14 protein-coding genes are annotated in these 18670 nt (G+C 53.8%); 12 read left to right on the forward strand and 2 right to left on the reverse strand.

What is annotated here, in order from left to right:
* On the reverse strand, positions 1 to 2105 hold a 2105-nt coding region (locus tag AC16KF_RS00445), incomplete at its 3' end, for a choice-of-anchor Q domain-containing protein (RefSeq protein WP_484035307.1).
* A gap of 142 nt (positions 2106 to 2247) precedes the next feature.
* Between AC16KF_RS00445 and nusG the strand changes: the two genes are divergently transcribed.
* The 5 genes from nusG to AC16KF_RS00470 all read left to right on the forward strand — a co-directional run bounded on the left by nusG (position 2248) and on the right by AC16KF_RS00470 (position 6976).
* Positions 2248 to 2760: a transcription termination/antitermination protein NusG gene (gene nusG / locus AC16KF_RS00450; protein ID WP_484035308.1), complete on the forward strand. Its 513-nt coding sequence runs from the start codon at positions 2248 to 2250 to the stop codon at positions 2758 to 2760.
* Between the two features lie 177 nt (positions 2761 to 2937).
* Complete coding sequence (locus AC16KF_RS00455) at positions 2938 to 4452, forward strand: sugar transferase (RefSeq protein WP_484035309.1); 1515 nt, start codon at positions 2938 to 2940, stop codon at positions 4450 to 4452.
* 21 nt (positions 4453 to 4473) lie between these two features.
* The gene (locus tag AC16KF_RS00460) at positions 4474 to 5409 is read left to right on the forward strand and encodes an NAD-dependent epimerase/dehydratase family protein (protein WP_484035310.1); all 936 of its coding nucleotides are present in this window, start codon (positions 4474 to 4476) and stop codon (positions 5407 to 5409) included.
* Positions 5406 to 6383 carry a GHMP family kinase ATP-binding protein gene (locus tag AC16KF_RS00465; protein ID WP_484035311.1) on the forward strand — a complete coding sequence of 326 codons (978 nt, stop codon included), beginning with the start codon at positions 5406 to 5408 and terminating at the stop codon, positions 6381 to 6383. The genes AC16KF_RS00460 and AC16KF_RS00465 overlap by 4 nt, the downstream gene beginning before the upstream one ends.
* Positions 6384 to 6397: 14 nt before the next feature.
* Positions 6398 to 6976 (forward strand): D-sedoheptulose-7-phosphate isomerase, encoded by a 579-nt coding sequence (locus tag AC16KF_RS00470; RefSeq protein ID WP_484035312.1) that lies wholly within the window; start codon positions 6398 to 6400, stop codon positions 6974 to 6976.
* Here AC16KF_RS00470 and AC16KF_RS00475 read toward each other — a convergent pair.
* A complete protein-coding gene (locus tag AC16KF_RS00475; RefSeq protein WP_484035313.1) occupies positions 6973 to 7536 on the reverse strand; it encodes a D-glycero-alpha-D-manno-heptose-1,7-bisphosphate 7-phosphatase in 564 nt (187 codons plus the stop codon). The genes AC16KF_RS00470 and AC16KF_RS00475 overlap by 4 nt on opposite strands.
* 99 nt (positions 7537 to 7635) lie before the next feature.
* On the opposite strand from AC16KF_RS00475, the gene AC16KF_RS00480 reads away from it, so the two are divergent.
* From AC16KF_RS00480 to AC16KF_RS00510, 7 genes are read left to right on the forward strand one after another with little or no spacing between them, the layout of a single operon-like run.
* Entirely contained in the window at positions 7636 to 8364 is a 729-nt protein-coding gene (locus AC16KF_RS00480) for an acyltransferase (RefSeq protein ID WP_484035314.1), read from the forward strand.
* 16 nt (positions 8365 to 8380) lie between these two features.
* Positions 8381 to 9574, forward strand: a complete 1194-nt coding sequence (locus tag AC16KF_RS00485) for a glycosyltransferase family 2 protein (protein WP_484035315.1) — start codon at positions 8381 to 8383, stop codon at positions 9572 to 9574.
* 23 nt (positions 9575 to 9597) lie between these two features.
* Entirely contained in the window at positions 9598 to 11268 is a 1671-nt protein-coding gene (locus AC16KF_RS00490; protein WP_484035316.1) for a B12-binding domain-containing radical SAM protein, read from the forward strand.
* 19 nt (positions 11269 to 11287) lie between these two features.
* Positions 11288 to 13108 carry an O-antigen ligase family protein gene (locus tag AC16KF_RS00495; protein WP_484035317.1) on the forward strand — a complete coding sequence of 607 codons (1821 nt, stop codon included), beginning with the start codon at positions 11288 to 11290 and terminating at the stop codon, positions 13106 to 13108.
* A 17-nt stretch (positions 13109 to 13125) separates the two neighbouring features.
* Positions 13126 to 15783 (forward strand): exo-alpha-sialidase, encoded by a 2658-nt coding sequence (locus tag AC16KF_RS00500; RefSeq protein WP_484035318.1) that lies wholly within the window; start codon positions 13126 to 13128, stop codon positions 15781 to 15783.
* A 5-nt stretch (positions 15784 to 15788) separates the two neighbouring features.
* A complete protein-coding gene (locus tag AC16KF_RS00505) occupies positions 15789 to 17336 on the forward strand; it encodes a sialidase family protein (RefSeq protein ID WP_484035319.1) in 1548 nt (515 codons plus the stop codon).
* Between the two features lie 55 nt (positions 17337 to 17391).
* Positions 17392 to 18657 carry an ABC transporter ATP-binding protein gene (locus tag AC16KF_RS00510; RefSeq protein WP_484035320.1) on the forward strand — a complete coding sequence of 422 codons (1266 nt, stop codon included), beginning with the start codon at positions 17392 to 17394 and terminating at the stop codon, positions 18655 to 18657.
* The last annotated feature ends 13 nt before the right edge of the window (positions 18658 to 18670 follow it).

Raw genomic sequence — 18670 nt, forward strand, 5'->3', positions numbered from 1 at the left:
AGCCCGACAACTCCATTGAATCCTGCCAGGTCGCCGCCGGAGACGGTGACATCGTACACACTTCCGCTAATGGGTGTGACGAGAGTGACGGTTGCGGTGGTTGTCCCGTTCACGGCGAAATCGCCGACGCTCACATTGACAACGGTTTCGTTGAAAGTAGCGCGGAACACGAGCGTATTGGCATTGGTTGGGCTGGTGGCGGGTGTTTGACGGGTAAACGCGGTCAATGCCGGCGCAGAATTATCCAGTGTGTAGGTTTCATCGGTGGCAGGTTCGCCGGCGGGGAGTGCATTGCCAACAGAATCGGTAATGTCTTGCCCGCCAGCAAGATCAAGCCCGACAACTCCATTGAATCCCGCCAGGTCGCCGCCCGAGACGGTGACATCGTACACACTTCCGCTAATGGGTGTGACGAGAGTGACGGTCGCGGTGGTTGTCCCGTTCACGGCGAAATCGCCGACGCTCACATTGATCACGGTCTCGCTAAAGGTTGCACTGAAAACCAAAGTATCCGCATTTGTGGGCGATGTCGCTGGATTAAATCGAGTGAAAGAGATCAACGTGGGCGTCCCAGTATCATCGATCTCATAGGCTCCGATATCGCATGCCACGCCTTGCGGACGCGCCGTCCCGCGTTGATCGGTAGCGGCGCAGTCTGCTGTAGTTGTATCTGCCGCATCGTCCGCGGCGCCGGTGACGCTGATCGCCATGGTCTGCGTATACCCGCCGTTGTTTGCCAACGCGCTCAACACCGGGTCTGAATTAATGACATTCGCGCATGTTGCCAATGCCGGGCAACCGCCTTGCACGATGCTGTCTTCGATCGTGGCGGAACTTGTGCCTTCACTGCGCACTTCATCGTTGATCCCGCCGTCACCCCATAAAATACTATTTTCAATCACCGGCGTGCTGGCATTACCGGTCAAGGTTACGTTTTTGATGGCATCGCCACCCGCCGTACCGGAGCCGTTGACGCTGTTATTCCCATTGAAAGTAACGTTGTTCAATACCGGGTCTGCGCCAATGTTCATCATGCCGCCTCCGCCCCAAGGGGTGGCGCCGGATGCTTCAGTCGATGTGTTCCCGCTGAAAGTCACGTTGGTTAACGTAGGGCTGGAAAACTCATTCAACATGCCACCGCCACGCCGTGTGGCGGTATTTCCGCTGAAGGTCACGCGGTTTAATGTGGACTGGCTGTTATTGTTGAACATGCCTCCGCCCCCGACCGAGGTGTTGTTCGCGAAGACCACATCCAACAATGTCGGGAGGTTTGGCTCGTCCACGCCGGGACCGCCCAGGGTCTGAACATTCAAACCGCCGCCCGCGCCGCCCGTCGAAGAATTCCCCGTAAAGGTCACTCGTGTGAAGGCAGGGCTTCCATTTTGCACATACATGCCGCCGCCAATACCGGCTGTGTTGTTGCTGACGGTCACATCTGTGAACGATGCATTGCTGTAATTGGCTTCCACGGCTGAAACAGAAATAAGAAATACGCCGCCGCCGCGTCCGTTCGCATTGTTGGCTGTGATGATCAGATTCGCAAGCGTGGGACTGGTATTTTGGATATACATGCCGCCGCCGACCCCGCTCCCTGAATTTTGGTTACCGCCGGTGATGGTGAACCCATCCAATACGTAGGTATCGGTGAGAAAACCATTGGTAGTGACCACCGTGTACGCATTGTTTGCATTACCAGCAACCTGATCGATATCGCCGCTGAGCACGGTGCCATTTGTTGCCGGATTCGAATCTCGATCAGCCAACAAGGTATCGCCAACAGTGAAACCGCCGTAAACCGAAACGCCGTCTTTCAGGGTAAATGTGCTGTTGCGATCATTATTGATCTGCCCCACTCCTTCATCCGGGTAGTACGTTCCGCTTGCCACCCAGATCTGGTCGCCGCTGGTTGCCAGCGTGATCGCATCTTGTAAGAATGGAAAGGCAGTCGCCCAGGTACATCCCCCCGCGCCTGAACCGCTGGAAGCCACATAGATAATATGGTTTGGGGCGCAAGACGCTCCCGCAGATTTTGGAGTTGAAAACAAGGACAAAAGCAAAATCGCTAGTGTTGTAAAAAATCCCGCTAATTTATTTGGTCGCTTCATTGAATTGATTCCTTGTATGGGATAAACAATTGAGATTGGAAAATTAACCCTATTATAATGGGCAAGGTTTCGCGAAAAGCACAAATATAAGACGCGAACATTGCGTATATGTAACAATTTTAACCAACCCTTTGAGGCGCACGTGACAGCATTCTGGTACGCGATTCGAAGCAAACCCAACAAAGAAGATTTCCTTGCCCGACAGTTCGAAGCGGCTGATGTGCCGGTCTTTTACCCGCGCCTGCGCGTTTCGCCTGTCAACCCGCGTTCGAGGAAATTCAAGCCGTATTTTCCCGGATACTTATTCATTCAGGTCGATTTGGACATTGTCAACGCTTCGACTCTTCAGTGGATGCCTGGCGCCGCCAACCTCGTCAGTTTCGGCGGGGAGCCTTCTCCCGTCCCCGAACCGTTGATTTCCACCCTGCAAAAGCGAGTAGCAGAGATTAACTCATCCAGTAACACGCGGCTAAGCGATCTAAAACCCGGCGACGCGATCCTTATCAAAGAAGGTTTGTTCGCGGGATACGAAGCCATTTTCGACGGAACAGTCTCCGGTCAGGAACGCGTTCGAGTGCTTTTGAATTTTTTGCAGAAGAGGCAAGTCTCTGTAGAGTTGGGGAGCAGTCAAATCAGTCGCGTGAAGCGGAGCTAGGCAGAATCCAACCATCACCGCTTTGGGGGAGTAGGACGAGTAAATCCAAAGTAACTTTTTGGAAAACGTATCGTCATGCAACAGCGAAACCACCAAACCTAAACATGGAAATAGCCCGAGCGGTATGGCTCATTTTGCAACAGTTCATCTGGCTAATGAATTCGAGGAGCAGACAGAATGGTAACCGCAGGACCGAATATGGAGAAAATGCACATCATGTCGCTGGGGAAGAAAATCGGGAAAGCAAACTCGGTCATACCCAGGCATACCCAGTGGGCGCTCTTTCGCGCCGCTCTGGTTCTGCTGGATTTGGCGATGATCCTGCTTGCCTTCCGGTTTTCGTATGTTCTCCGCTTTAACGTCCCCTTTGGAATTTTTGATGAAACCGCGTTCGTGTCATTGCCGCATTACAACCAATTAAGCATTCGCGCCGCCATATTATGGCTTGTGATTTTTGCGGCACACGGTCTATATGCCCGCGAGAACCTTCTCGGGGGCACGCGCGAATATTCAAAGGTGTTCCGCGCTTCATCGGAAGGGGTTTTATTTATTATCATTGCCGGCTTCACATTTTCCTGGGTGATCGTTTCACGCGGGTGGCTGGCGATGGCGTGGGTCCTTACGGTTATTTTTGTCATCATTGGGCGATTTACCCTGCGACGGGTGGTCTACTTCCTGCGCCGACACGGTTTCTTCCTGACACCCGCCGTGATCGTCGGCGCCAACCAGGAAGGGAGATGGCTCGCCGAGCAATTGCAAAAGTGGGAAACTTCCGGCTTGCATGTGGTCGGTTTTGTGGACAAAAAGTTTGCCGCCACTACGCCGCTCTTCAATAATCTTGTAAACCTCGGTTCTGTGGATCAGTTGGGTGAGATCATTGAACAATTTCAGATCGGCGAAGTGATTCTGGCATCCAGCGCGTTCTCTACGCGAGATTACCTGATGGAAATTTTCAAAAAGTATGGGATTTCCGATACGGTAAATCTTCGCATGTCGTCCGGGCTATATGAAGTCATTACGACCGGCATGACGGTCAACGAGTTTGCTTATGTTCCGCTTGTCAACGTGCATAAAGTGCGGTTGACCGGAACAGACATCATGCTAAAAACGATCCTCGACTATGTGCTGGCGATCATCAGCGTGATTCTCTTGACCCCTGTCTTTTTGTTGATTGCGCTCCTGGTAAAGATTACCTCGCCGAGAGGACCCGTCATTCACAAACGCCGGGTCATGGGGTTAAATGGTCGCAAATTCTACGCTTTGAAATTCCGCACCATGCATGTGAACGGCGATGAAATTCTGGATCGTCACCCGGAACTAAAAGAAGAACTGGCGCGCAATCATAAATTGAAGAATGACCCGCGCGTGACCTGGATCGGCGCTTACCTCCGCAAGATCAGTTTCGACGAATTGCCCCAGTTGTTCAATGTGTTGATGGGGAGCATGTCGCTGGTGGGACCGCGCATGATCTCGCCGGAAGAAGTGGCGATGTATAAGCAGTTCGATATGAACTTGTTGACGGTGAAGCCCGGCATCACCGGCTTATGGCAGGTGAGCGGGCGCTCAGATATTTCCTACGATGAGCGCGTTCGCTTGGATATGTATTACATCCGCAATTGGAGCATCTGGCTCGATCTGCAGTTGCTCTTCCAAACCATCCCCGCGGTTTTGAGAAGTCGCGGCGCATACTAAAACCACCAAAGGATTGATTGCATGGCAAAAATACTTGTTACGGGAGGGGCTGGCTTCATTGGGTCTCACGTCGTTGACGTGTTCCTTGAAAATGGATTCGAGGTTGTTATTCTTGACGATCTCTCCACGGGGCGTGAATCAAATTTGAACCCAGCCGCGAAATTCTACAAAATGGATATCCGCGACCCGAAGGTGCGCGACCTGTTCGCGGCGGAACGCCCCGATTTCATCAGCCATCATGCGGCGCAAATGGATGTGCGCCGTTCGGTGGCGCAACCGCTGTTCGATGCCGACGTCAACATCCTCGGCTCGATCAACCTGATTGAATGCGCGAAGGAATTTGGCGTCAAACGTTTCGTCTATATTTCCACGGGCGGCGCGGTCTACGGCGAGCCAGAGCGCGTTCCCTGTGAAGAGACCGACGCGATCAACCCGATTTGCCAGTATGGCGCCAGCAAACACACCGTGGAGCATTACCTCTTTATGTATCACGTTAACTACGGTTTGAACTATACGGTATTGCGCTACCCGAATGTGTTCGGTCCGCGGCAAGACCCGCATGGCGAAGCCGGGGTGGTTGCCATCTTCACCGGCAAGATGCTCGCCGGGGAACCGGTGACGATCAATGGCGATGGGGAACAGAGCCGCGATTTCGTCTACGTGACAGACTGCGCCCGCGCGAATCTCCTCGCCGTTACGGTTGATCACCAACCCGGCATCTATAACATCGGGTGGGGGATCCCCACCTCCGTCAACCAAATTTACGCGGCGGTGAAAGAAGCGACCGATTACACATTACCGGTGAAACACGGACCTGCCAAGCTGGGCGAGACGCGGCACATTTACCTGAACGCCTCAAAAGCCGGGCGCGATCTTGGCTGGAGCGCGACCATAGGACTCGACGAAGGCATGCGCAAAACGGTCGAATACTTTAAAGTTGCGGAGCAACCGGTTTGATCATTGTCCAAACGCCATTACGAATCAGTTTTTTCGGCGGAGGCACCGACTTCCCGTCTTTCTTCATGGAGGAGGGCGGGTGTGTTTTAAGTTCCGCGATCGATAAATATATTTTTGTCACGGTCAAAAAACGCTTCGACCGCAAACTTCGCATTGGTTATACCCAAACTGAAATGGTGGACGATGTCAGCCAGATCCATCACGAGATGATCCGCGAGGCGTTGCTCCTGACCGGCGTCTCGCAGGGCATCGAAGTGACCACCATGGGCGATATCCCTTCCGAGGGTTCCGGGCTTGGCTCCTCGAGCACGGTTACGGTTGGCGCCGTGCATGCGCTGCATACCTATTTAGGCAATATTGTCACCATGGAGCAACTGGCGCGCGAAGCCTGTGATATCGAGATTGGCAGGCTCGGCAAACCGATCGGAATCCAGGACCAATATATCGCGGCGTATGGCAACCTCCGTTTTTTTGAGTTTTGCCCGGATGGGCAGGTGAAGGTGCAGAAAGTCATCCTCGACGCAGACTTGCGGCGCGAACTGAACGACCGCTTTCTGCTTTTTTTCACGGGGATCAGCCGCAAAGCGGATTCGGTGCTCACCGAACAGAAGAGCAACATCAAAGACCGCATGAACGTTCTGCGAGAAATCAGGGATATGGCGTATCAGGCGAAATCCGATTTGCAGGCGGGGCAATTCGACGCGTTCGGTTCGCTGTTGCATCAGTCGTGGGAGTTGAAAAAGCGTATGGCGGGGCAGATTAGCAACGGCGCGATCGACGAAATGTACGACGCGGCGCGCCGGGCTGGGGCGATCGGAGGCAAAATCACTGGGGCGGGAGGCGGGGGGTTCATCCTGCTGTGCGCGCCGCATGAAAAACATCAAGCCATTCGCCAGGCATTGAACGGTTTGCAGGAACTTCCGTTTCAACTCGAACCAGACGGCACAAAGGTCATCTTTAATTATCGAAGATGAGGAAGGTATTTTCCATGGAACAGATCACTTCATATATTTCTGTGTTGCAAGACACGGTGGGGAAACTACCGGTAGAGTCGATCACTCGCGTGGTGGCGACGTTGCAAAACGCGCGGTTGGAGGGGAGAAAGGTCTTCATCATGGGTAATGGAGGCTCCGCCTCGACCGCCACTCATTTTGTCTGCGACCTGGCAAAGAATACGCGGCACGACAGCCTGCCGCACTTCCGCGTGATCGGCTTGACGGATAACATGGCAATTTTTTCCGCGTATGCCAACGATGAGGGCTACGATAATGTGTTCGCCGCCCAGCTTGCCAACCTGGTGGAAGCCGAAGATGTGGTGATCGCGATCTCTGCCAGCGGTAATTCTGCCAATGTGGTGAAGGCAATGGAAGCGGCAAAAGTATACAACGCTGTTACGGTCGGCTTTACGGGTTTTACCGGCGGAAAACTTGCCTCGCTTGTGGATATTCAAGTCCATGTGGATAGTTATGTGATCGAGCACGTTGAGGATATCCACCTGATGCTCGAGCATATGATCGTCAAGGCGATCAAAGATATCGCGGTCGCTGAATCGCTGGCGAAGGTCTAGTCGTTGCGACCTTGATCGATGAGTAGAGTATCTACCGCTTTTTCAAGATCATCGACGAGTGAATAACCTTGCAGGCTTTCAGGTTTCGAGGTGCGAGACTGATCGAAGCCGCGCCCGGTTTTTACCATGATCAAGCCTCGCGCGCCCGCCGATTGACCGGCGAGCAAGTCGCTCCAGGCGTCGCCGATCATCCACGAGCGACTCAAGTCCAGGTCCAGTTCGCGAACCGCGCGCAGAATCATCCCCGGTTTTGGCTTACGACAGTCGCATCCTTCGTCCGGTTGATGCGGACACATGTAGACACGGTCGACATGTGAGCCGTTCTCCCGGATGGTTTCGATGAGTTTGTCGTTAATGGCTTCCGCGGTTTGAATGGAGAGTAGACCCCGCCCGACTGCAGATTGGTTGGTCACGACCACGATTTTGTAACCGGCCGCCTGTATTCTTAACAGGGATAAATACGTCTTGGGGTAGACGAAAACCTGGGACCATTCGCGAACATAATCCTCGCGGTTTTCGATGAGCACGCCATCACGATCCAGAAACACTGCCGGGTACATGTATTTATTATATACTACCTGTGAGTCTGGAATCGGACATAGTCCCATGATGAACTCGATCCATGTCGAGATGGCGGAGCGCGCCAAGCGCCAACCCTTATGATAGCCAATATTCGTTTATATCTCAGCCGGCAGGCATCGTCGATCGTTCGTTATTTCTACGAGCAGTTCTTTATTGTTTTGCTCGGTTGGATTCCGACCATTGTTGGGATCGCCATACGAAGCGTTTTGTACAAGCTGATCGTGCGGATGGACGGTTTTGCCGCCATTGAGAACAATGTCCGTCTTCGGTTTGCGGATCATATCAAACTTGGGAATGGTTCCTACCTCGATCATGGCGTCTACCTCCATGCCTGCCCGAACGGGATCGAGATCGGCGAACGGAGCATTGTGATGCACGGCGCGATCCTACACGTCTATAACTTTCGCGGGATGCCGAATTCCGGGATCAGGATCGGGCGCGATAGTCTCGTGGGCGAATATTCCATCATTCGAGGGCAGGGCGGCGTGACGATCGGCGACCGGGTGTACACTTCACCGTTCACCCAGATCATCTCGGTCAACCACATCTTCGACGATCCGAACCGTCCATTTGTGGAGCAGGGCATCACGGCGGAGGGAATCGTGATCGAAGACGACGTTTGGCTGGGCGCTGGCTCCATCATCACGGATGGGGTGCGCGTGGGCAAGGGGGCGGTGGTCGCCGCCGGGGCGGTGGTCACGCAGGATGTTCCCCCGCACACAGTGGTTGGGGGCGTGCCGGCAAAAACACTGCGCGAGATCGACGGTAAAACGATCAAAGCAGATCGAACGATCTATCATTTATGAGTGAGAGGAAAAATACATGACGATATTATCGGTAGTCATCCCCGCCTATAACGAGGAGGATGGCATTACAGAAATTGCGACCCGCGTGCTGGCGGTGGCGCCCGACCTGAAAAAAGCGGGCGTGGAAGAAATGGAACTGTTGGTGGTGGATGACGGCTCACGGGACAAGACGGCAGAGGTCGCATCGAACATCAAGGGTGTTACGCTGGTTCGCCACCCCAAAAATAAAGGATACGGCGCGGCGTTGAAGACCGGCTTCGCCCAGGCAAAAGGGGAATTGATCGGCTTTCTCGATGCCGATGGCACCTACCCGCCGGAATACTTTCCCAAGCTTTGCCAATCGGCATTGCGCGGCGCCGAGTTGGTGATCGGCTCTCGTATGGCGGGAGAAAAAAGCGAAATGCCGCTCGTGAGGCGCATCGGTAATTTCTTCTTTGCCACCCTGTTGACCATTCTTGGTCGACAAAAGGTGACCGACAGCGCCAGCGGGATGCGCGTCTTCAGGCGCGAAATCCTCGAGCACATTTATCCGTTACCCGATGGATTGAACCTCACGCCCGTGATGAGCACGCGCGCCCTGCATGAAGGCATCAAGATCGAAGAAGTGCCCATTCCGTATAGCGAGCGCGTAGGGCGGTCGAAACTCAGCGCCATCCGCGACGGGCGCATCTTCTTGCAAAGCATGGTGTGGACTGCCATGTCTTACAACCCGGTTCGCATCCTTGGGTTGATCGGGCTGGGAAGTTTGGGCGTTGCCGGGCTCGTCTCGTTGTGGCTGGTTTACTTGCGCGCGCGCGGAGTCACTACCCTCGATTCTGCCAGCGTCGCCGCCTTGTTTTTGGGCATGATCTCGACGGTAGCCGGCATCAACGTTTTTGCCCTGGGCATCACGTTCAACTATCTCGTGGCGTTGTTCTACAAAAAACCGATTAAGCAAGGGTTATTTGGGAAACCCATTTTCAAAACGCCTCTCGACCAACAATTTGGATGGATGGGTTTATTGGGAATTCTGGCAGGGTTTGCCCTTGGGGCGATTAGTCTTGCGCTCGGTTTACAAGGGTGGGCGATCGAACGCTTGTGGTTTTATTTATTGGGAAGCGCAATGATCTTCCTCGTTGGAATCCAACTTGTGGTGTACTGGATGCTCTTGAGAATCCTCGAAGAACTCAGCCAGCGCGAATCACTCACAAAGCAGGATATGGGTATGTAGGTTTGGCAGAAGGAGTCAATAAAATGGAAAACAAAAACCTGGATATAAAAACAATCAACCTGGGGGCGCGTAACATTCCGAAGCTACGCAATGCGGATTTTCCGAACGCCGACGCGATCGTGCACGAGGGACTGCTTGCCGCTTCACGCTCCCCTGAGGCTGTGGATATCATGCTGGTGAATCCTCCCACCCCCGACGGAGGGTTGTGGATTCGCACCCAGCATCGCGTCGGTCGCCGCACGCGCGAGAACATGGTATGGCCCCAGGTCTCACTGGCGCAAATGGCGGCGTTGTTGCATCCCATATACACGGTCAAAGTGGTGGATTGCAACGCCGAGCGTATGGGCTGGCATGAATTTACCCAACTGCTCGACAAATACCAGCCAAAATATTATTTGACGCAAATGACTGCGCCGACCCTCGAAAATGACATTTACGGTTGTTTCCTCGCTCACGCGCGGGGGGCGAAGACCATCGCCTTCGGCACGCACATCACGCCCATCCCGGTGGAAACGATGCGCCCGTATCCCAGCCTTGATTTCGCCCTCGTGGGCGAACCAGACCTGACCATCCGCGACCTTCTCGACCACCTTGAAGGCAAGATCGGCGAGCGCTCCCCGCAGATCACGCAGATGTTCACCAAGCACGACGCAACGTACCGCCCATCCCTCAACGGAGACGGGACTGTAAACATGCACGGCATCAAGGGTATTGCCTGGCGTAAAGGCGAAGAGGTCATCCTCAACTTCCCGCGTCCGTTCGTGGCAGAGCTCGACGATATGCCCATTCCCATGCATGAACTTCTGCCATTGCAATCCTATCGCATGCCGCTTATCAAGGGTCCCTTCACGTTTATTGTCACCAGCCGCGGTTGTCCCGCGGGATGCACCTACTGCATCAAGCACGTCAGCTATCAATATGCCACGCGCCTGCGCTCGCCCAAATTGATCATGGAAGAGTTATGGTATCTCAAGAAACTCGGCATCAACAACATCCATATGTACGCCGACTTGTTCACGGTCAGCCGCGATCAAGTGGTGGAACTATGCCAGATGATGATCGACGAAAAGATCGGCATCAAATGGACGTGCAACAGCCGCGTCGATTACGTGGATGAGGAAATGCTCATGCTCATGGGCAAGGCGGGTTGCCGGCTGATCTCATGGGGCATCGAGAGCGGCAACGAACAGATCCTCAAGCATGCCCGCAAAGGCGCCTATCCTGACAAGGCAGAACGCGCCCTGCGTTGGGCGAAGAAAGCCGGCATCATGAACTGGGGCTACTTCATCATCGGCTTGCCCGGCGAAACCGAAGCGACCATCCGCGACACGATCAACTTCTCGAAGAAACTTCCGCTCGATATTGCCCTCTTCCACGTTGCCGCGCCCTATCCCGGCACGCCCTTCTTCTTTGAAGTGGTGAAAAATAAATGGTTCCGCCCCGGAACACGCTGGGAACAAGTGGATATGGACAAAGGCACTGTGCTCGATTACCCGAACATGCCGGCAGAAAAGTTGTTGTACTGGCAAAAACGCGCCTTCCGCGAATGGGCGTTCCGTCCGGGTCCGGCTCTCACATATTTAAAAATGTTGATGTACGATTGGTCAACGATGAAAACCGCCCTCAATGTCGGTTTGCAACACATCTTCTGGGCGTCTTCCGATGAGGGCGCGCCAGTGGGTGGCGCGGGCTAGGCGAAGATTCAATTCGTCAATGACCCGGGCATTAACGCGCGAATCGGTGGGAGGCCCCAGGTTTGCGTTGTTCGATTTGTGTCTTGTGCTTTTGAGTGGGGCGGCGGTTGGTATTCGCCCCGATCTGGGGATGTATGCCATCGCCGCCTCGCTAATTCCATGGGGCGCCCGTGTCTTTGCGGGCTTGGCTCCGTTTCGCAGAACCCGCTTTGATCTGTTCGTAGCGGTCTATGTGCTGACGGCAGTTGCCGGTTATTGGGCGGCGTACGACCCGTCCACTGGGTTGCAAAAACTTCAACTGATCGTTCTGTCGGCTCTGCTATATTATGCGTTGAGCGCTCAACCGGGCGAGAATCTCGTTTGGGTAGCCGCGCTATTTTTTTGCGTGGGCGTTGGCGTGGCGCTTTATTTTCTGCTCACGCAGGATTTTATTGCCGATCCGCGCAAATTACAAATCGCCAATGAGGTGGGAAAGGTATTCATGCAAGCGAGACCTTCCACCGGCTGGGCGCAGATACACCCCAATTACGCGGCAGGGCTCGTTGCGATCATGATGCCGTTTGGCATTTACCTGGCATGGCAAGGCTTGGGTCGAGGCGCGTTTGCCTGGGTGATTTTCGGATTGCTTCTTCAAGCCCTCGTGATTTTTTTAGCCACCTCGCGCGGGGTGTGGATGGCGGTGGCAAGCGCGGGCGGAATCTGGTTCGCGGGGCGAATCCTTCTCACGACGAGAATCAAATTGAAATGGAGAAGTGAAGCGGTCTTTCCCGTCTTCGTCTTGATCGTTCTGGCGGCGCTGATTCTCCTGCTCTATGTCGGACCAACATCCATTGGCGGAAGCGTCAGCGGCAACGACTCATACGGCACCGGGGCGCGCGCCGAATTGTTCTGGAGAAGCCTGCGCCTCGTTTCAGATTTCCCTTTTACCGGCGGGGGCTTGGGCGCATTCCCCGGTCTCTATTCGCAATATATTCTTGGAATCCCAAATTATTACCTGCCCAACGCGCACAACACTTTTCTTGATGTCTTTATCGAACAGGGAATGTTTGGCGGGGTCGCCTTCCTGATCCTTTTTTTGGCGAGTCTTTGGTTGATCGCCTCGAACTCTGTGGGGGAAGATAGTTCTCGCCATCCATTGTTCGATCGCCTGCTTCTCGCCGCGCTGGTCATCGCGTTCGCGCATGGCTTGGTGGATGATTATTTGTACAATACCATGGGCGCCATGCTGGGTTTGTTCTTGCCCGGGCTGGCAGTTCGCGGGCTCGAAGCGAAACCGCTCAATCTTCTTCCAAAACAATTTGACCGGGCAGATATAATTGTCCTCGGCTCCATAGCTGTTCTGCTCCTTGTTCTTGGGGCAGTGTACTGGAAGACCTTTCGCTCGCTTTGGTATGCGAACATCGGCGCGGCGCAAATGGCTCGCGTGGAACTCGCCGGTTTTCCCACGAACGAGTGGGCTGGACCCGCTCTTGCGGATACCTTACAGGATGCTGAAGCCTCGCTTCATGCCTCCCTTGCGGCTGACTCAGCCAATCGGACAGCCAATCACCGCCTCGGCTTGATCGCCCTCCTCCGCAGGGATATCCCCTCGGCTTGCGGATATCTTTCAAACGCTCATTTGCTTGATCCTGCCCATCGCGGCATCACGAAATCTCTTGGGTATTGCTATGCGTGGCTTGGGGATCTGGAAAGTTCAAAGACCTTGCTGCATTCGATGCCGGAGGCCGGGAAGGAACTTTCGGAGTACGTTCGGTGGTGGCAGGCGCAGGGCTATACGGAGTTTTCGAACAACGCATCGGCGCTTGCCGCCGACTTGGACCAGTCTCAAATTCAACCTTGATTTGGAAACGCATGATTATGAAAACCAGGAATTCCTTTTTTCTCACGTTCTTCATCTTTGCGCTCGTTGCGCAATTATTCGGCAGTGTGACGGTGGGCGAGGCGCAATCGTCGCGCGATTGGTCCGACCCGGTCAACATTTCGAATTCGGGCTCTACGGACAAGCCTGTGATCGTGATTGGCAATGATGGGATCGTTCACGCAATTTGGCGACCTATCGGCGGCGGGTTCCGTTATTCGCGCAGTAATGACGGCGGCGCAACTTGGTCGGCTCCGCGTACCTCCACGTTTCCGTTTTCGGAAAAAGACGACAAACCATTCAAGATCATCCCCAGCCCGGATGGGGCGCTCAATATTTTTTGGGTCAGCCCTGAAGGGAACTTGATGATGGGGCGGGCGAACTCGGATACATTACCTGTGCCCACCTCTTGGGCAAGCAAAGAACGCGTCGGTGACGATGTGTTGAACTATGATGTGGATATTACCGATGCGGGTGTTTTCCACCTTGCGTTCATTCGCAAAGATGAAAAGGCGGGCGTGTATTACCGTAGGTCGCAAAACGGCGGAGTGTGGGAGAAGACGATTACATTGTTTGTCTCCAAGTACTTCGAATCGGTCATAGTGGAAAATCAACCGTCGATCAAGATCGGCGATGCGCATGTTCGCGTGTCGGCTTCGGACGATGTGGATGAGCCTACGGTGCTCGTCGGCTGGGATGTGCGCACGTTGAAGCGCATCTTCACGTCTGTTTCGGAGGATGGCGGTTTTAAGTTTACAGAGGCGGCGCAACTCAAAGGGCCGGAAGACACGGGCGGGTATGGCATCCCCTTGAATGTCGAAATGGGCGTCAACAAAAAGAATGTGGTCTTGCTCTATCAGGTCGGTGAAGCGGGGGCAAGCCAGTGTGTGTACTATAGCCAGACTTCTTCAGACGCCGGCGGCACCTGGACCAACCCGCGGTTGATGTTGGATACGCTGTCGCAATGCCCCACCAGCGTCGAATTCATTATCAAGCGCGATAACTTCTACATGACGTTGATCCGCTATGATGGGAACGACCCCGCCATTATGGCTTGGAAGGATGGGCGTTGGGGCAGTCTGCAGTTCCAGCGAGAGATCGCGTTGTTTTCGAACCCATTGACCTACGATCCCATTGTGTTCCGTTGCGAAGACGACGCCTTGTATAAAGACAAACTGTATCTGATCGGTTGCGACCTCGGCAACGGCGGAGATAGCTGGGTCACCTCGCGTTCCCTCGAGCCGTTGGATCAATGGTTTGGTTCTACCGAATCGTGGAGTTTTCCTTTTCCATTGCTTGATGAAACCGAGGCGAAAGTAGGCTCTCTAGCGCAGGTTTCCGATGGGAAGCTGTTGCACACGATCTGGTCCGAAAGCACGCTCCCAGGACCCGGCGGGGTAAAACATTCTCTTTCCTATGCCCGTTGGGATGGTGTAAGTTGGGCGGCGACGCGCGGGTTGTTGTGGGGCTTGAATGGCAGACCGATCGATATCTCCATGGCGATCAGCCAGGAGGGAAATCTATTTGTGACCTGGGTCAATGAGGATACAGGCTCGGTAATTTATTCGGTGGTCGACGCGAGTCGCGCCGGATATACAACCGATTGGGTCGACCCCAAAAGCTTGCCCTCGCCGTCCACTATTAATAACTCACCCGATATTCTGGTAGACGGGACCGGCACGGTTCTTGTTGTATACGCGGTTCCCTTCAATGAAGAACGGGGCGTCTACCTCGTGAAATCAACGGATCGAGGGGATACGTGGTCTGCTCCGGTGAAGGTCGTGGATGGCGTGACGAGCGGCTGGGATATCACTCAAAAACCCCGGATCAGCCTGAGCAGTGACGGAACGTTGCATCTGATTTTCGTGAATTCAAACCAATCGAAAACCGAGAATCAATTGAAATATGTTCAATCCATGGATGGCGGCAGCACATGGAGCGAACCGGAATTGGTTAGCGAAAAGCCGATTATCTGGCTCGATACTATTTCGTATGGCGATCGGGTGGTTCACCGGCTCTGGCAGGAAGATAACGACGAGGTGGTCTCTAATTTTGATCAAATTTCAACGGATGGCGGCGCCACATGGTCTGCGCCAATGGAGATCACTGGCGTTGCCGGTAATATAACCCCGGTGGCTCTGGCGCAAAATAACGGGGATTTACACCTTCTGCGTATCGTTGAAGAAGACAGCCCCACTTTCCTCAAAGAATCAAACTTGGTTGTGGAAGATTGGGAGTGGGATGGGAGCGGCTGGAGTTCCACATTTACGCAACAGATCGCTATTCAAGGAGATGAACTCACTTACTCTCTCGCCGGCGGGTTGACCGGCGCCGGCGAACTAAGCGCGCTTGCGCAGGTGGAGTATACGAACCTGAAGAACGAACACAAGAATGAAGTGCTTGCCATCAATCGCGCGGTGACGAATCAATTTGAGGATCTTTCACAGGTTGCGGTCTTGGCGAACGGGAAAACGCCAAATCAAGGCGACGCAACCCCGGGCTCCGGAGTGGAGCCGGTCTCCACAACGATCCCGTTCGACTTTGGGGAGGAATCTTCCGTCTTTTCCGATAACTCCATGAGGAACATCATCGGCTCGGTACTTCTCGTGATTGTTGTCCTGTTAGGTTTTGTTTTTATCCGCCGAAAGCGGGGCTGATACATATGAAGGTCACAAAACAAGTTGTATCGCTACCCATCAGGCGGCTTGGCGGGCTGGTAGGGTTTTTGATTGTGCTATCGTTAGGCTTGCAAACTCCCGCTCAGGTGGAGGCGAAGACCGAATCCCCGTGGAAGCCGAATGAAAGGGTGCCCGGATACGCCGATGAGACTTATACACCCTTCATCGTTGCCGACCGGGATCATTATGTCCACGCGTTCGCAACTCAATGGACCGGGTCCGGGTTTCGGAACGGGGTCGTATATCGAAAATGGAGCCTGGAGGAAGGCTGGACCACCCCGGTCGATATTTTGCTCTCGCCCATGGACAGCGATGCGGTGATTCAGGGCGTGTATCTGGACTCAACAGGCATGTTCCATCTATTGTTTTACAGCGGTGAGAGAACCAGTAAGTATATTTTTTATTCTCAAGCAAGGGTTGAAAAAGCCGCTTCTGCCCGGGCGTGGTCTACGCCTACGATCATTGGCACGCAAGCCATTGAGCCAAGTTACGCCGCGATCTCGGGGGACGATGAAGGGAACCTGGCGGTGATCTATTCGGGAAACATTGCCGGTGGAGGCGTGTATTCTGTATACTCCACCGATTCAGGTTCAACCTGGTCCGACCCGGAAACGCTTTTCTTAACCCGCGACTCGCGCAATACCCCATTCAGTTTGCGGATATTTCCCGGGCAGAACAAAACGATCCATGCGGTTTGGAATGTGGTGACCAATTTAGGCGCGGATGTTTCTCTTCACTACGCGAGATATAACCTGAGCGAACATCGTTGGAGCCAACCGACCACCTTGAACCAAAGAGCAGATGCCGGCGTGGGTTCCTTTGGTCCTTCGTATCCTTCGTTGGTGGATACTGGCAAGCAGGTCGTTGTGTTGTACAACAGCGGCAACCCATTTCCGAACGGTCCTGTGGAGCAGGGGCGCCCCATGCAGGTGGTGAGCGTATCGAACGATAACGGCGATACCTGGACGCCCCCATTTATCCCCTTCAACCGGCATCAAGGCAGGAGCGGTGAAAATACAATGGCGCTGGACAGCGACAATATTCCTCACGCTTTATTCATTCAACGTATTCAAGTGATCGAGAATGGCGAGGAACGGGTGATTGGCGGTATCTGGCATAGTGAATTTAAAGACGGTCTCTGGTCGAGCCCCGAACGGTTTATCACAGATTACCCGGCGCACGATGTGCGCTCGGTTGTGGTTCAAGGGAATATTCTTTTCGCTGTATGGAGGGTCGATCCCGGCGGACCTCCGCATGGAATTTGGTACACCTACAAGACCTTGGATGAAGAAATGAGATTGCCCTCGGTCGCCTACCCGACTCCGGTCGAAACTGCGACAGCGATCGCTGATTCCTTTTTGGGTATCCCCACTCCGACGCGTACTCCAATTCCTAAAGGGGTGCTTGATGGTCCAATTTTGGGAACGAACAGCAGTCCCGCCGCGGCAATTGCGTCGGGGGTAATCCCCGTCATTGTCATATTGATCGTACTACTTGTGTTTTTCAACAAATATCAAAAAGGTCGTCCTTAATAATGGGTATGGTTTCCTCCACAACAATTGAAACAGTATTTTACGAGGCGCTTCGATGACACCCGTGATTCGATTTGCCAATGTGTCAAAGCGATACAACCTCGGTCTAACGCGCGCCAGCCTCCCGTCGATCCTTTCGCAGTGGGTCAAGTCTGCCATGGGGCGGCAGGGAGGCGCAACGGACAAGAAAATCCATTGGGCTTTACAAGATGTGAGTTTTGCCATGGAAAAGGGACAGTCGCTTGCCCTCGTCGGCCCGAACGGCGCCGGGAAATCGACCATCTTGAAATTGCTGGCAAAGATCACGAATCCAACCACCGGAACGGTGGAGGTGAACGGTCAACTCTCGGCATTGATCGAATTGGGCGCTGGGTTTCATCCTGACTTGACTGGGCGTGAAAACATCTACCTCAACGGCGCCATCCTGGGGCTGACGTATCAGGAGATCCACAAAAAATACGATGAGATCGTCGCCTTCTCGGAGATCGAAGAGTTCATCGACACGCCGGTAAAACGATATTCGTCCGGCATGGCAGTACGTCTCGGGTTTGCGGTCGCTTCGTGCATCGAACCCCAGATCCTCCTGGTGGATGAAGTGCTGGCAGTGGGCGATGCCTCCTTCCGCCAGAAATGCATCGAGCGCATCAAAGCGTTGCTGAATAATGGAACAAGCCTCATTTTTGTTTCGCATGACATGGGTTTGGTTAGGGCGCTTTGCGAGCGCGCGTTATATATCGAGCGCGGGCAATTGCAAGCCTCCGGCACAAGCGCCGAAATCATCGACATGTACAATCGCGTGCTTGAGAAAAGACGTATCGAAAAAATGAGCGGACTCGACAAAGGCATGGATGAAGCCAACGCGGGCATTGAAGTTACCCATGTGGACGTGCTCGATGTTGATGGAAACATCATTCGTGAAGCGCGCACCAATCAGCCCGTGGTGATCCGCGTACAATACACGGCGTACAAAGATTTTGGAAAAGCGAACGCCATTATATTGATCCACCGTTCCGATGGACTCTTGTGTTGCAACATCCGCACTCATCTCGATCAATTCCCTATGTCCATCGAAAAAGGCGAGGGGGAATACTTCCTTAAGCTAGACCCGTCGCAATTGTTCGGCAGTATGTATTATGCCGAAACGTGGATCATGAATTCAGACGATTCGGATGGCATCGCTTTTGGTGTTTCAGAATGGTTCGAGGTTCGTAATTCCATCCAGGGGCACGAGGCGCACGGGGCAGTCTTTGAACCCAACCGCACTTGGGGACAGAAGCGGGTTTCCCAAACCGATCGGGTCGCCGCCGGTTCAACCGTTTGAGGCATCGATGCTA

Source organism: Candidatus Defluviilinea gracilis (assembly GCF_057138825.1).